The sequence below is a fragment of the Bradyrhizobium sp. BLXBL-03 genome (assembly GCF_051853015.1).
Lineage (GTDB): Bacteria > Pseudomonadota > Alphaproteobacteria > Rhizobiales > Xanthobacteraceae > Bradyrhizobium > Bradyrhizobium manausense.
The window spans coordinates 4,567,895-4,581,639 of record NZ_CP182470.1 but is presented as its reverse complement, the minus strand read 5'-3'; the positions used below and the strand labels follow the sequence as shown (position 1 = coordinate 4,581,639).

Annotated in this window: 11 protein-coding genes and 1 tRNA gene; 11 read left to right on the top strand and 1 reads right to left on the bottom strand. The window is 64.0% G+C overall.

Features of this window, described 5'->3' with window-relative positions:
* Nucleotides 1-153: 153 nt before the first annotated feature.
* Complete coding sequence (locus ACNJX9_RS22045) at nt 154-417, top strand: hypothetical protein (protein ID WP_057756641.1); 264 nt, start codon at nt 154-156, stop codon at nt 415-417.
* A 235-nt stretch (nt 418-652) separates the two neighbouring features.
* Here ACNJX9_RS22045 and ACNJX9_RS22040 read toward each other — a convergent pair whose 3' ends face one another.
* A complete protein-coding gene (locus tag ACNJX9_RS22040; protein ID WP_439404148.1) occupies nt 653-1,795 on the bottom strand; it encodes a transporter substrate-binding domain-containing protein in 1,143 nt (380 codons plus the stop codon).
* A gap of 642 nt (nt 1,796-2,437) precedes the next feature.
* On the opposite strand from ACNJX9_RS22040, the gene ACNJX9_RS22035 reads away from it, so the two are divergent.
* The 10 genes from ACNJX9_RS22035 to ACNJX9_RS21990 all read left to right on the top strand — a co-directional run bounded on the left by ACNJX9_RS22035 (nt 2,438) and on the right by ACNJX9_RS21990 (nt 13,718).
* Complete coding sequence (locus ACNJX9_RS22035) at nt 2,438-3,601, top strand: PspA/IM30 family protein (RefSeq protein WP_439404146.1); 1,164 nt, start codon at nt 2,438-2,440, stop codon at nt 3,599-3,601.
* Between the two features lie 13 nt (nt 3,602-3,614).
* Nucleotides 3,615-4,283 carry an OB-fold-containig protein gene (locus tag ACNJX9_RS22030; protein WP_439404145.1) on the top strand — a complete coding sequence of 223 codons (669 nt, stop codon included), beginning with the start codon at nt 3,615-3,617 and terminating at the stop codon, nt 4,281-4,283.
* 11 nt (nt 4,284-4,294) lie between these two features.
* Nucleotides 4,295-6,001 carry a flotillin family protein gene (locus ACNJX9_RS22025; RefSeq protein ID WP_439404143.1) on the top strand — a complete coding sequence of 569 codons (1,707 nt, stop codon included), beginning with the start codon at nt 4,295-4,297 and terminating at the stop codon, nt 5,999-6,001.
* Between the two features lie 209 nt (nt 6,002-6,210).
* On the top strand, nt 6,211-6,585 hold the full coding sequence (locus tag ACNJX9_RS22020) for a hypothetical protein (RefSeq protein ID WP_439404141.1): 375 nt from the start codon (nt 6,211-6,213) through the stop codon (nt 6,583-6,585).
* 145 nt (nt 6,586-6,730) lie between these two features.
* Nucleotides 6,731-6,805 (top strand) — tRNA-Asn (locus ACNJX9_RS22015).
* A 214-nt stretch (nt 6,806-7,019) separates the two neighbouring features.
* Complete coding sequence (locus ACNJX9_RS22010; RefSeq protein ID WP_057754932.1) at nt 7,020-7,199, top strand: hypothetical protein; 180 nt, start codon at nt 7,020-7,022, stop codon at nt 7,197-7,199.
* Nucleotides 7,200-7,338: 139 nt separating this feature from the next.
* Nucleotides 7,339-8,001: a protein-L-isoaspartate O-methyltransferase family protein gene (locus ACNJX9_RS22005; RefSeq protein WP_439404139.1), complete on the top strand. Its 663-nt coding sequence runs from the start codon at nt 7,339-7,341 to the stop codon at nt 7,999-8,001.
* Between the two features lie 205 nt (nt 8,002-8,206).
* The gene (locus tag ACNJX9_RS22000) at nt 8,207-9,598 is read left to right on the top strand and encodes a TolC family outer membrane protein (protein WP_057754938.1); all 1,392 of its coding nucleotides are present in this window, start codon (nt 8,207-8,209) and stop codon (nt 9,596-9,598) included.
* 303 nt (nt 9,599-9,901) lie between these two features.
* Entirely contained in the window at nt 9,902-10,669 is a 768-nt protein-coding gene (locus ACNJX9_RS21995) for a PopZ family protein (RefSeq protein WP_439404137.1), read from the top strand.
* Between the two features lie 172 nt (nt 10,670-10,841).
* Nucleotides 10,842-13,718, top strand: a complete 2,877-nt coding sequence (locus tag ACNJX9_RS21990; RefSeq protein ID WP_057754941.1) for a valine--tRNA ligase — start codon at nt 10,842-10,844, stop codon at nt 13,716-13,718.
* Nucleotides 13,719-13,745: the final 27 nt, after the last annotated feature.

Below are 13,745 nucleotides of genomic sequence, written 5' to 3'. Positions count from 1 at the left end.
TCCCCGAACCCCCAGGTAAATCCGGCGACCTCTAGGAAGTTCCAGGCGGCCGCCAGTGTGCAAGAGATCACATCCCCCTCGATTTATTCCTCCTACCTCTTTGCCCACACCGGCCAACAGGGCCGGTCCGGCAGGGCAGACAGGAGACTGGTCATGAAGGCGAGGTTCTTGCGGTTTGCGGGTGTGAGAAGCCGGGCGCGTCGGGCCTCCACAGTCGGCCTGTTCCTGACGTTGTTTGCATCAGCTGCGAATGCGCAGCAGGGCACACCGGAGCAGCGCCGGGCCTGCACGCCCGACGTCTACCGGCTCTGTGCCGGCGAAATCCCCAACGTCCGGGCCATCACGGCCTGTCTGCGTCGTAACCGCTCCAGCCTGAGCGAGGCTTGCCGCAGCGTGTTCGACCAGGCCGGCGGCTGACATCGCTGGCCTGTGGGTTTGTGCGCAGCAAGTGCCTTGCGACTCCAGCACAAATGCTTCAGGCGCTACCTGTGGATATGCTGCGGACAAGCTGTTGAATGGCTGTTATCGGATCCAGGTCCGGAACGGCTCCCAATCATATCCGAGAGCTTCATGACGTAGTTGCGTCCGGCGCCACAATCATCTGATTTGGCGGGTGCGCAGTCCGAACGAAGAGCCTGCTTCGGCGCATGATCTAGTGCTTGCCGAACCATTCCTCGTAGATCCGCTGATACGTGTCGTTCTCGCGCAGCCCCAGAAGGGCTTCGTTGACCTGCTTGCGCAATGGACTGCCGGTCGGAAAGACGATGCCGTAGTCTTCCCTGTGAAAGACGTCACCGACGGTCCGCGCCAGTCTGCTGCCGTCGTGGGTCGTGTAGTAGAGCAGGGCGGGTGCATCGAACACGACGGCGTCGACCTGCTGGTCCAGCAGCGCCCGGTAGAGGTCATCGACCTTTTCGAACTCGCGAACCTCTGCCTTGAGCTCGCTCAGATAGGCCTTTGCCGTGCTGCCGCGCGTGGTGCCGACGGTTTTGCCGACAAGATCCTGCTGGCCGTTGATCGGTCCCTTGATCTGCTGCACCGTCAGCGACGCCGTCAGCTGCGCCGTATAGAACGCGACGAACACCACCCCCGTGAACATCCACAGCACGGCCACGATCCGGGCGATCCAGTGCCGCGGCATCTGATCGGCCTGGGTGGCCAGCGTGCCCGCCGCCCAGAACATCGCGTGAAAAATCCCCGGAAAATATTTCTTGGTTGGAATGATGCCGCTGTGATGCGTGCGCTCGACCAGGAACATCAGATGCGCCGGCACGAGGATCAGGAGCAGCGCAATGCCGAGCCAGACCAGCAGGGTGCGCGAGAAGAACAATTGCATCAGCTCGCGCAGCGGATTGGCTTCGACATTGACGGCCGTGCCGCGCACCAGGATTTGCAGGCCCGAGTTCATGATCGGCTGCGAGAAGTCGAACCTGTCCTCGCGCTCCGACGTGATCGAGATCGCCGCGATGGCGAGATCGGCTCGTCCACTTGCCACAGCGTCAAGCAATTCGCTCACATCGGGCAACATCACATATTCGATCTCGCGATTGAGCCGCTTGCCGATGCTGTTCCAGAGCTCGATGCTGAAGCCGCCCAGCACGCCATTCTTCTCGACGACCATGGGCGGGACGATGCGGGTCGCGACCCTTAGCCGGGCAGTCTCGGCCTGGGCCGTAGACCACGCCGCGCAGACGAGCAATGCCAACACCAGCCCGCGGAGGACCCTGACTGCGCGCGCCCGGAGCAGCCGGGCGCTTCGAGCACGAGAGCCGGTTGCCTGATGCGGAGCAGCCATCGATGGTTTCCCGGTCTCGAACCGCGCCCGGCGGACGCTTGAGGGGCTAGTCCCGTGACGGATTGATGGCCCAAGTCCGGCATAAAACACCATCCCTTGCGTTGCCCGTCGGGTAAAACAACCAAGCAGCGGGTCAATCGCCGACGAAAATATTCCGCTTTACCGAATTCGGCTTTGGCGTATTCATGCATCGCCTCATCCCGGTGAGAGGGACGTATCGCGCGATGAAGCGAAGCTCGGGCGAAACAAGCCGCGAGGACGCGGAGCCATATCTGCGAGTAAGATGCGAGTTATCGGAGCACCGTGCAGGCCCGTTGCTCCGTCATTGCGAGCGTAGCGAAGCAATCCAGAATCCCTCCGCGAAAAGATTCTGGATTGCTTCGTCGCAAGAGCTCCTCGCAATGACGTGGAGAGAGTGGAGCGTCCACCTCGGTATCGCGCTGCTAACGTTGCCAATCACTCCCTCGCATTTCGTCTTAAATTGCAACCCGCGCGTGCAAGAAGTCTTGATCGGCGGTGATTTAGGAGTGATGGCCCGCCTTGAACGCGGCCGCAGGCGACAGCGACTAACCCAAGGAGTGCATCACGATCAGCGGAAATTGATTGAGCTTCCCCCTTGTAAAGCACCAAAATGGTGCTTTAGTGCTTTCGATGAGCCCGTCGCCCCGAAATGCGCCATCGGCGCTTCGCTACCGGCTTGCCCCTGACCCGGCCGCCAAGGCCGCGATGGAGGCGACGTTCCAGGCCTATGACCGCATGATGGAGATCCTGGATGAGGTCGCGCGGACCCACAATGTGGGCTCCAACGTGGTCCTGCTGCACGCCCATGCCTATGAGCCGATCCGCAAAGAGACCGCGCTGCCATCGCGGCTGGTGACGCTGGGCCTGCGCGACCGCGCCGAGTACCGCGCGTCGCAAGGCCGCCGCCTGCCGCTCGACGACAAGCTCGCCAAGATCAAGGGTCCGGCCACCATTTCGATTTCGACCGTGCAGGGGCGCTTCAGCGTGCCCTTCGACTATGCCGGCTACGCGGAGGGCTGGGGGCAGAGCGTGCCCGCGCACCTGATCCGCACCGACGACGGTTTCGAGGTTCACTACGGCGTCACGCCGAACAGTCTGCCAGAGGAGGAGAACGCTATGGATACCATCGCAGCCGCTCCCGAGAATTTCCTGTCACGGGTCGGGCGTCTGATCGCCGGCATCGCCTATGACGCGATCGAGCAGGCGGAAGGCAACAACAAGCTGAAAGTCGTGGGCCAGGCCATCCGCGAGATCGAGCGCGCCGAGAGCGAGGCGCGCGATGCACTGGCCGCTGCCCGCGCCGAGGAATACCGCCTCAACGCCCGCCGCACCGAGATCGAGCGCGAGATGACCGATCTTGCCGCCAAGATCGAGGGCGCGATCACGGACGGCCGCGACGATCTCGCCCGCGCCGGCATCGCCCGGCAGATGGATCTGGAGGCGCAGTTCGAGGTGCTCTCCCGCGCCATCGACGAGAACAACGAGAAGATCGAGAGTAGCGTGACCTCGTTGCGTGCCGTGCTCTCGGCGCTGCAGGATGCCGAGCAGCGCCGCGTCGATCTCGCAAAGAGCGAGGCGGAAGCAAGCCACGACGCTTCGCATTCGCCGCGTAAGCGCGGCGGCAGCTCCGCGGCGGCGAAGGCGCTGCGTGCGGGCAGGGCGGTGGCACGCGTCACCGGCGTGCCGGCGGGCATTCCGTATTCCAGCGACATCGACGAACTCAGCGCGCTGCATCGCGACAAGGAGATTGCGGCAAGGCTCGCGCGGTTGAAGTCGCGCTCCTGAAGAGTATCGTGTCATGAGCGCATTGCTCGAACACGTCATGGCGCCGGAGGTCCGGCCGTTCGCGATCGCGGCGGCCATGATCCTCATCGTCGGCACGCTCGAAGTGGTCACGATGCTGGTCGGGGCCTCCTTGAGCGAGATGCTCGGCACCAGCATCGATTTCAGCCATCCCAGCGACAATGGCGTGATCAACGCCATCTCCTGGATCAATGTCGGCGGCGTACCGCTCTTGATCTTCCTGCTGCTGGCGCTCGGCGCCTTCTCGATCACCGGCTTCCTGATCCAGGACGTCGCCCGGATGGTGGCCGGGCCCTTGCCGGCTTCAATCGCCTCGCTGGCGGCGGTCGCCGTCTCGGTGCCGCTGGTCCGCGGCGCGAGCCGGGGCATCGCCCGGATCATTCCGAAGGACGAAAGCTACGTTATCGGCCTCGGCGATCTCGTCGGCCGCGTCGGCGAGGTCGTCGTCGGCCCGCTCGACCAGGGCCCGCCCGGTCGCGTCAGCGTCGCCGATATCCACGGCAACCGCCACTTCGTGCTTGCGGTTGCAGCGCCGGACTCGGCGCCGCTGCCGCAGGGAACCCTCGTCCTCCTGGTCGATCGTGTCGACACCCGCTTCGTCGCGGTGAAGGCCGACGATGAACTCAAACCGACCAAAGCAACTCTAAGCCAGCAAGTCCATTAGCGGAGAAAGTTATGTTCGACTTCGCAGTCCCGGCCATGATCGGCGTCGCGCTGATCATCGTTTTGGGCATCATCTTCACCATTCTCTACAAGCGCGCTACGCGCGACGAGGCCTTCGTGCGCACCGGCCTCGGCGGCAAGAAGGTCGTGCTCGACGGCGGCGCCATGATCCTGCCGATCTTCCATTCCTATGCCAGCGTCAACCTGAAGACGCTGAGGCTCACGGTCGAGCGCAAGGAGCGGGAGTCCCTGATCACCAAGGACCGGTTGCGCGTCGACATCGTCGCCGAATTCTACGTCCGCGTTCGCCCCGACGACGAGAGCATTGCGCTCGCGAGCCAGACCTTGGGCGCGCTGACCAATGACGCCGAAGCCCTGCGCAACCAGGTCGAGGCGAAATTCGTCGACGGCCTGCGCTCGGTGGCGGCGACCATGACCATCCTGGAATTGCAGGAAAAGCGCAGCGACTTCGTCAAGCACGTGCAGGCAACGGTCGAGTCCGACGTGAAATCCAACGGCCTCGAATTGGAGTCGGTGTCATTGACAAAACTCGACCAGACCGACGTCAAGTTCTTCAACCCCGAGAACTTCTTCGACGCCGAAGGCCTGACCCAGCTCAAGACCATCACCGAGACCCGCCGCCGTGACCGCAACGCCATCGTGCGCGACAACGAAGTCGCGATCGCCCAGAAGGATCTTGAAGCGCGCCAGCAGACGCTGGGGATCGAGCGGACCAAGAAGGAGGCCGAGCTGTCGCAGGAGCGCGACATCGCCAACAAGACTGCGAGCACGCGCGCCGAGGTCGCAACCGCAACCCAGACCGCGCGCCTGACGGAGGAGAACGCCCGCATCGACACCGATCGGGCGGTCGCCGAGAAGGAAGCGGGCGCGAAACAAATCAAGGAGACCGCAGTCATCGAGTCGGATCTTGCGATCAACAAGCGCAAGACCGACGCGCAGCGCGAGATCCAGATCGCCACCCAGGAGAACGAGATCCAGATCGCGGCCAAGAGCAAGCAGACCTCGGAAGCCGTGGCCGAGGCCAAGACGGCCGAAGCGCTTGCCGTTTCCGCCGAGGAAAAGGTGGTCACCGCGCGCGCCGTCGAGGTCGCAGACCGTGCCCGTTTGACCCAGGTGCTTGCCGCACGCACCGAGGCCGAGCGCAAATCGACCGAGCTGATCGTCGCGGCTGAAGCCGAGAAGAGGGCCTCGCTCGACCGCGCCGAGGCCGTCAAGACGCTGGCGACCGCCGAAGCTGAATCCAACAAGATCAAGGCGGTTGGCGTGCGCAACATCGGCGAGGCCGAGGCTGCCGTCATCACCATGAAGAACGAGGCGCAGAACAAGCTCGGCAGCAACGTCATCGATTTCGAGATCGCCAAGAAGCGGATCGAGACGATGCCCTCGGCGTTGGCGGAGATGGTCAGGCCGATCGCCAACCTCAAGGACGTCCGCATCCTGCACACCGGCGGCGCGTTCGGTGGCAATGGCAGCGGGGCTGTGGGCGGCGGCGTCGGCTTCGGCGAGGGGCTCGCCGGCGAGCTGCTCAAGGTGCATGCGCTGCGACCGATGATCGACGAGATCCTGCGCCAGAGCGGCTTTGCGCCCGGCGATGATCCCGTGAAGGCGCTGGTCGGCGCCGTGACCGGCAAGGCCAATGGTGCGGCGGGTACGCCGGCGGTGCCTGCGCCGGAGAAAACAAACTCGGCCGATCTATGAATGCCGGTTCATTGCTGCTGAGAAGTCGGAACGATAAGAACGTCCCGTGCGCGTCTCGCGTCGTGCACGGCTCCGGAGCGCGGTTCGATTGCGTGTTGAGCCTTTCGACTGCGCTCCGGACGAATGTCTCGAGGCAACGCCATTTGTTGCCGCGGCGCCTGCGCCGATCGACGTCAGGCGCTGAGGCCTGTTTCGATCGGGGATTTCAAATGAAGTATTTTCTCTCCGGGCTGATCGCCGTCGGCCTGTCTGTCGCTGCCACGGCAGCCTTCGCCGCCGATGCCCGCAACGTCACCGTCGTCAACGAGACCGGCTACGCCATCAAATTCCTCGGCATCAATGCCCCTGACGATGGCCTGGACGAGTGGGACAACGAACTTGACAAGGTTTTGCGGAACCAGGCGAGCACGAGCACCTATGTCGAGTTCGACGATGACGATGAGGGGTGCGTCTGGAACATCCGCGTCGACTGGCAGAACTATGACGAGTCTGTGCTGTGGAAGAACGTCAACCTCTGCAAGTTTACGGCTCTGCGGTTGCGCTACGACCCCGGCACCAAGACCACCTCGTTCGTCGCCGAGTAACTCGGCCTGACCGAGGCCTAACAAGCCCGCGGGGAGGGCTCGATCAGCCCTACCTCGATGCTTTGCGGATGATGACGAATTCGTCCTTTGCAAGCGCAATCGGCTTTGTTATACGCAGCGCGCGCGAACGTACGGTTCGCCCTTTTCCTCGGTAGCTCAGCGGTAGAGCATCCGACTGTTAATCGGATGGTCGCTGGTTCGAATCCAGCCCGGGGAGCCAAATTCCGCCTTACTTTCAATAATTTGCAAGCGCATATTGATGTGGTGCGCGATCATGCTCGATTGGTCTATCAACCCCGTCGCACGGCCAGGCCCCGCAGAATCGTGTTCAAGCGGATGTGTACGTCGAGACGCACACCGTAACGCTGACGGCACCAAATCGACTTAATTCACATCGAGCTTCGTTGGGCCGGACTCTTACGGAGCTGATTCCCATGCCCGACATCCAGATCGACCGTGCCGACCAGGCCCCCTCGATTCTGCCGGCTGATATCCCTGAATTGAGCGACGATCAGTGCCTTGCCTGTCTCGCTCGCGCGGTCGAGACCCCCGATTCGGCGCGGCTGGACGAAGTGGCGGCCCTGATTGGCCGTCTGGCGGTCGCGATCGAATAAGCTTTCGCACCTCTATGCGCTGACGTTGCGCAGCCGCTGGCTGACCGGCCAACGGACGTGTTGCGTTTTCGCGGAGCCTGTTCCAAAGATGCCGCCAAATTCATCTTTCGCGGCATCGTCCGCCTTGCAGGGTCCGCAAATGTCCGGTTTCTCGACCGCGCGCCAAAAAATGGTCGATGGCCAGGTGCGCACCAATGACGTCACCGATCGCCGCATTCTCGATGCCATGCTCACGGTTCCCCGCGAGGCCTTCGTGCCGGCGGGCCGGCAGGCTCTGGCCTATCTCGACCTCGATCTCGATGTCAGCGAGAGCGGCGCCAAGCGTTTCCTGATCAAGCCGCAGCTCACCGGCAAGCTGCTCCAGGCCGCCGAGATCGGCGAGGGCGACAGCGTACTGGTGGTCGGCTGCGCGACCGGCTATCTCGCGGCGCTGACCGCGAAGCTCGCGCGCCAGGTTACGGCCACGGAAGGCGATTCGGCTCTTGTGGCCAAAGCCAAGGACGCCTTCGCCGCGCTCGGGCTCACCAATGTGACCTGCAAGGCTGCCGCCTGCACCGAGGGCGACCCGGCCGGCGCGCCCTATGACGTGATCGTCCTCAACGGCGCCACCGAGGTGACGCCGGACGGCCTGTTTGGCCAGCTCAAAGAAGGCGGACGCCTGGTGGGGGTCTCGGCCGAATCCAGGCCCTCTCGGGCCATGATCGTGACCCGCTCGCACGGCGAGTTCGGCTACCGGCCGCTGTTCGACGCGGCTGCCCCGGTGCTGCCCGGCCTGGAACGGGCCCCCGCCTTCGTCTTCTGACGACTGAAACCCCGTTAAAATCCCGTTCTGAATCAGAAGTGTGGCCGGGATGCTGCACGTGAAGAGTTTCCACTGAGAACCACCGGGAGGTGGTTCCGTCGCGCTTGACCGCGTCTTATGTTGCGGCGGGGCAACGACTCCACTTGGATACGGTAACCAGGCTCGCGGGCACGAGCCTGGCGTGAGAATGAACGGAATTTCAGGGATGCATGGGGTGAAGCTTTTCACCGGAGCAGCGGTTTCGGTCCTGCTGATGGCGCTTGCCGGGCCGGTGCCTGCATTGGCGGATACGATCGAGGCTGCGCTCGTGCGCGCCTATCAGAACAATCCGCAGCTCAACGCACAGCGTGCGCAGGTGCGCTCGACCGACGAAGGCGTGCCTCAGGCCCTGTCGGGCTATCGCCCCAAAGTCAATCTGAGCCTCAGCAGCGGTTATCAATACCAGGACGTCCAGCCGACCCAGAAAGGCCTCGCGATCCATAGCGACCCGCCGCTTCAGCCCAACGCCGCCAGCGTGAGCGTCAGCCAGACGCTCTACAATGGCAACCAGACCGCCAACAAGACGCGCGCGGCGGAGAGCCAGGTCTCCGGTACGCGCGAAGCACTGCGCAGCATGGACCAATCCGTGCTTCTGAGTGCAGCTACGATCTATATGGACTATCTGCGCGACTCCGCGACATTGGAAGTCCAGCGCAGCAACGTGCGCGTGCTCGAACAGACGCTGAAGCAGACGCGTGATCGCTTCAACGTGGGCGAAGTGACACGCACCGACGTCGCGCAGTCCGAAGCGCAGCTGGCTGCCGGCAGGACTCAAGCGCTGACCGCGGAATCAACGCTCACGACGACGCGCGCGAATTTCCGCCGGATCATCGGCAACGAGCCGACGAATCTGGCGCCGGGCTCCCCGGTCGACCGGTTCCTGCCGCCAACGCTCGCCTCGGCCGTCGAACTCAGCCTGATCCAACATCCCGACGTCACGGCTGCGATGTACGGCATCGACGTCAACTATCTCCAGGTCAAGATCAACGAAGGCGCGTTGCTGCCGACTGTTACGGTCGCGGCGACTGCCAGCACGGCCTACCAGCAGCAGCTGACGGTCTTCCGAACGAGTACCGCGTCAGCCATCGCGACGGCCTCCGTGCCGATCTTTCAGGGCGGCGCAGAATATTCGCTGATCCGCCAATCGAAGGAAAACCTGGCGCAGCAACGTCTGAACCTCGAGAAGACTCGCGACACTGTTCGCGCCAACGTGGTGCAGTTCTGGGGGACTTTGCAGGCCGGCAAGGCGCAGGTGCAGTCCGCGCAGGCGCAGGTCACCGCGTCCGAGATCGCGCTGAACGGTGTGCGCGAGGAAGCCAAGGCCGGTCAGCGCACCACCCTCGACGTCCTCAACGCCCAGCAGGCGCTGGTCAATGCGCGCGTCGCGCTGGTCACCGCACAGCACGATCGGGTCGTCGCATCCTACAACGTGCTCGCCGCCGTTGGCCGCCTTGCACCGCAGGTGCTCGGCCTCAACACCACCGTCTACGATCCGAGCGTGCACTACCAGCAGGTCCGCGACAGCTGGGTGGGCGTGCGCACGCCTGACGGACGCTGATTGCCGTAGTTCTCCGGTCGGCCTCGCAAACTGCCGGGACCGACCGGTGCCTTGCTTGCAATCGTCAAAATCCCTGACATAGCCTTGCCAAGATGCTGCCGATCGATTCGGCCCGCATCCGATGTTGCGTGCGTGGCGCTTGAGTGACGGGGCAGGGGCGCGCCGCCTCATGTTGAGTCGTGATCTGGGGACAAGTCTGGCTGTCGCGACGAAAATGTCGGACGACGCATCCGGAACCGGCCAATGCCGTCGTGCTTGGTGTAAAACAACGCATGCGAGGGCGTTGATGATGTGGAGTCGGAGATGACGCAGCCTGCAAAGGTCACAGAACCCTCCATGGAGGAGATTCTGGCCTCGATCCGGCGCATCATTGCCGATGACGAGGCGAAGCCGCCGCCCGCAGAGGCTGCAAAGCCTGCACCTGCGCCTGCAGCAAAGCCGATGGCTGACATTCCTCCATCCAAGATCGCTCCTGCAAAGCCTGCTGCCGAAAAGCCCGCGCCGCCGCCGGCTGCCAAGCCCGCGCCACCTCCGCCGCCTGCGCCCGCCGCCGATGCCGGGCCCAACAGCCAGGACGATATCGACGCACTGCTGGCAGGGCTCGACGAGGCCACGGCTGCGCCCGAAGTGCGGGCTCCTGAACCCGAGCCCGAACCGGAGCCCGAGCCCGACGTGCTCGAGCTGACCGACGACATGGCGATGGATCCCGCGCCGATACCGGCGCCGCCGCCGCCAAGCTTCCGCAAGGTCGAGCCGCGCGACGATCTCGAATTCGCCGAGGCGCCGCCGTCGCGTCCGACGCCTCCGCCGTCCTACGCGCCGGTCGATTATGACGCGCCGCCGCTGCCGCCGCAGCAGCCGATCCTGGCCCAGTCGACCGTCTCGGCGGTCGAATCCGCCTTCAACTCGCTGGCCCACACGGTGCTCAGCAGCAATGCGCGGACGCTGGAGGATCTGGTCAAGGAGATGCTGCGTCCGATGCTGAAGTCCTGGCTCGACGACAATCTGCCGGGCCTGGTCGAGCGCATCGTCAAGGCTGAAATCGAGCGGGTCTCGCGCGGCGGCCGCTGAGGGCCAAGCCAGGCTCATCAAGCCAGGCTCATCCAGGCCAAGCTCTTCCAAGCCAAGCCCTGATTAAGCCCCGCTTGAGCGCTATATCAGGGCTTCCGAACGGGCCGGAAAGCCCTTTTGCCGCTGAGCTTTCCGTTGACTTGAGCCCCGCGCGCGGCTTTCTAGCAGCCCCATGATCGAGAAAAATTACCAGCCCGCCGATATCGAAGCCCGCATGTCCGTGGTGTGGGAGGATAGCCTTGCCTTCAAGGCCGGCCGTCCCGACCGCCGCGACGCAGTGCCCTTTACCATCGTGATCCCGCCACCGAACGTGACGGGCTCGCTGCACATGGGCCACGCCCTCAACAACACGCTCCAGGACATTCTGTGCCGGTTCGAGCGCATGCGCGGTCGCGACGTGCTGTGGCAGCCCGGCACCGACCATGCCGGCATCGCCACCCAGATGGTGGTCGAGCGCCAGCTGATGGAGCGCCAGCAGCCCGGTCGCCGCGAGATGGGTCGCGAGAAGTTTCTGGAGCGGGTCTGGCAGTGGAAGGCCGAGAGCGGCGACACCATCATCAACCAGCTCAAGCGCCTCGGCGCCTCCTGCGACTGGTCGCGTGAGCGCTTCACCATGGACGAGGGCCTGTCCAAGGCCGTCATCAAGGTGTTCGTGGAGCTGCACCGCGAAGGACTGATCTACAAGGACAAGCGGCTGGTGAACTGGGACACCAAACTGCTCACGGCGATCTCCGATCTCGAAGTGCAGCAGACCGAGGTGAAGGGTCACCTCTGGTATCTGCGCTATCCGATCGAGGGCAAGACCTTCGACCCGGAGGATCGCTCGACCTTCATCGTGGTTGCCACGACGCGGCCCGAGACCATGCTCGGCGACACCGGCGTGGCCGTGCATCCCGAGGACGAGCGCTATCAGAAGCTGATCGGCAGGAACGTGGTCCTGCCGCTGGTCGGTCGCAAGATCAAGATCGTCGCCGACGAATATTCCGATCCGGAAAAGGGCTCGGGCGCCGTGAAGGTGACGCCGGCGCACGACTTCAACGATTTCGAGGTCGGCAATCGCCACGGCCTGCGCCGCATCAGCGTGCTGGACAAGGAAGGCTGTCTCGACCTCGTCGACAACGAGGATTATCTGAAGGGCCTGCCGGAAGGCGCCACGCAATTCGCCGAGGAGTTCAACAAGGTCGACCGCTTCGTGGCGCGCAAGCGCATCGTCGAGCGGCTGGAATCGTTCGGCTTTGTCGAACGCATCGAGCCTCACACCCACATGGTCCCGCACGGCGATCGGTCGGGCAGCGTGATCGAGCCTTATCTCACCGACCAATGGTATGTCGACGCCAAGACGCTGGCAAAACCCGCAATCGCGGCGGTGCGGTCGGGCGAGACGACCTTCGTGCCGAAGAATTGGGAAAAGACCTATTACGAGTGGATGGAGAACATCCAGCCCTGGTGCATCTCGCGCCAGCTCTGGTGGGGCCATCAGATCCCGGCCTGGTACGGCCCCGACGGCAAGGTGTTCGTCGCGGAGACCGAGGAGGAGGCGGTCAGCCACGCGCTCGGCTATTACGTCGAGCAGGAGGTGATCACGGCCGAGCAGGGCCGCGAGATGGCGCTCGACCGCAACAAGCGCGAGGGCTTCATCACGCGCGATGAGGACGTGCTCGATACCTGGTTCTCCTCGGCGCTGTGGCCGTTCTCGACGCTCGGCTGGCCCGAGGACGCGCCCGAAGTTCAGCGCTACTACCCGACCAACGCGCTGGTGACCGGCTTCGACATCATCTTCTTCTGGGTCGCCCGGATGATGATGATGGGCCTTCACTTCATGAAGGAGATCCCGTTCTCGACGATCTACATCCACGCGCTCGTCCGCGACGAGAAGGGCGCCAAGATGTCGAAGTCGAAGGGCAATGTCATCGATCCGCTCAACCTGATCGACGAATATGGCGCCGATGCGCTGCGCTTCACGCTGGCTGCGATGGCCGCGCAAGGGCGCGACATCAAGCTCGCCACCAGCCGCGTGGAGGGCTATCGCAATTTCGCGACCAAGCTCTGGAACGCCTCGCGCTTCGCCGAGATGAACCATTGCGCCGTGCCCGAAGGGTTCGAGCCGGCCAAGGCCAAGGAAACGCTGAATCGCTGGATCGCGCATGAAACCGCGCACACCACACGCGAGGTGACCGAGGCCATTGAAGCCTATCGCTTCAACGACGCCGCAGGCAGCATCTACCGCTTCGTCTGGAACGTCTATTGCGACTGGTATGTCGAGCTCGCAAAACCCGTGCTGCTCGGTCCCGATAGCCCGGCCAAGAATGAGACCCGCGCCATGGTCGCCTGGGCGCGCGACGAGATTCTGAAGCTGCTGCACCCCTTCATGCCCTTCATCACCGAAGAACTGTGGGAGGTGACGGCCAAGCGCGACGGCCTGCTGGCGCTGGCGGAGTGGCCGCTGAAGCCAGCCGCTCCCTCGCCGGAGCAATTGGCGATTCTGGCGGCGGCGGCAGGTCCCACCGATCCACTGGTCTCGCCGGCATTCGTGATGCCGATCTTCGACCATGCCGACTTCACCGATCCCAAGGCGGAAGCGGAGATCGGCTGGGTCATCGACCTGATCACGCAGATCCGCTCGGTCCGCGCCGAGATGAACATCGCACCGGCGACGCTCACTGCCCTGGTGCTCGCGGGCGCCTCGGCCGAGACCAGGGAACGCGCGCCGCGCTGGACCGACGTCATCAAGCGTATGGCGCGGCTGTCTGACATCTCCTTCGCCGATCGCGCGCCTGACGGCGCGGTTCAGTTGCTGGTGCGCGGCGAAGTGGCGGCGCTGCCGCTGAAGGGCGTGGTCGATTTCGCCGCCGAACGGACCCGTCTCGACAAGGAAATCGGCAAGGCCGACGCCGACATCAAGCGTGCCGAGTCCAAGCTCGCCAACGAAAAATTCGTTGCCAACGCGGCCGAGGAGGTCGTCGAGGAAGAGCGCGAAAAGCGCGAGGCGGCGCTGGCCCGCAAGGCCAAGCTGCTCGAGGCGCTGGAGCGGCTGAAGCAGGCGTCTTAAGACGCCCGTCATTCCGGGATGGTCCGA

Coding starts and splice junctions, on each gene's coding strand:
- ACNJX9_RS22045 (WP_057756641.1), top strand. CDS start 154: ATGAAGGCGAGGTTCTTGCGGTTTGCGGGTGTGAGAAGCCGGGCGCGT.
- ACNJX9_RS22040 (WP_439404148.1), bottom strand. CDS start 1,795: ATGGCTGCTCCGCATCAGGCAACCGGCTCTCGTGCTCGAAGCGCCCGG.
- ACNJX9_RS22030 (WP_439404145.1), top strand. CDS start 3,615: ATGAGCGCATTGCTCGAACACGTCATGGCGCCGGAGGTCCGGCCGTTC.
- ACNJX9_RS22025 (WP_439404143.1), top strand. CDS start 4,295: ATGTTCGACTTCGCAGTCCCGGCCATGATCGGCGTCGCGCTGATCATC.
- ACNJX9_RS22020 (WP_439404141.1), top strand. CDS start 6,211: ATGAAGTATTTTCTCTCCGGGCTGATCGCCGTCGGCCTGTCTGTCGCT.
- ACNJX9_RS22010 (WP_057754932.1), top strand. CDS start 7,020: ATGCCCGACATCCAGATCGACCGTGCCGACCAGGCCCCCTCGATTCTG.
- ACNJX9_RS22005 (WP_439404139.1), top strand. CDS start 7,339: ATGTCCGGTTTCTCGACCGCGCGCCAAAAAATGGTCGATGGCCAGGTG.
- ACNJX9_RS22000 (WP_057754938.1), top strand. CDS start 8,207: ATGCATGGGGTGAAGCTTTTCACCGGAGCAGCGGTTTCGGTCCTGCTG.
- ACNJX9_RS21995 (WP_439404137.1), top strand. CDS start 9,902: ATGACGCAGCCTGCAAAGGTCACAGAACCCTCCATGGAGGAGATTCTG.
- ACNJX9_RS21990 (WP_057754941.1), top strand. CDS start 10,842: ATGATCGAGAAAAATTACCAGCCCGCCGATATCGAAGCCCGCATGTCC.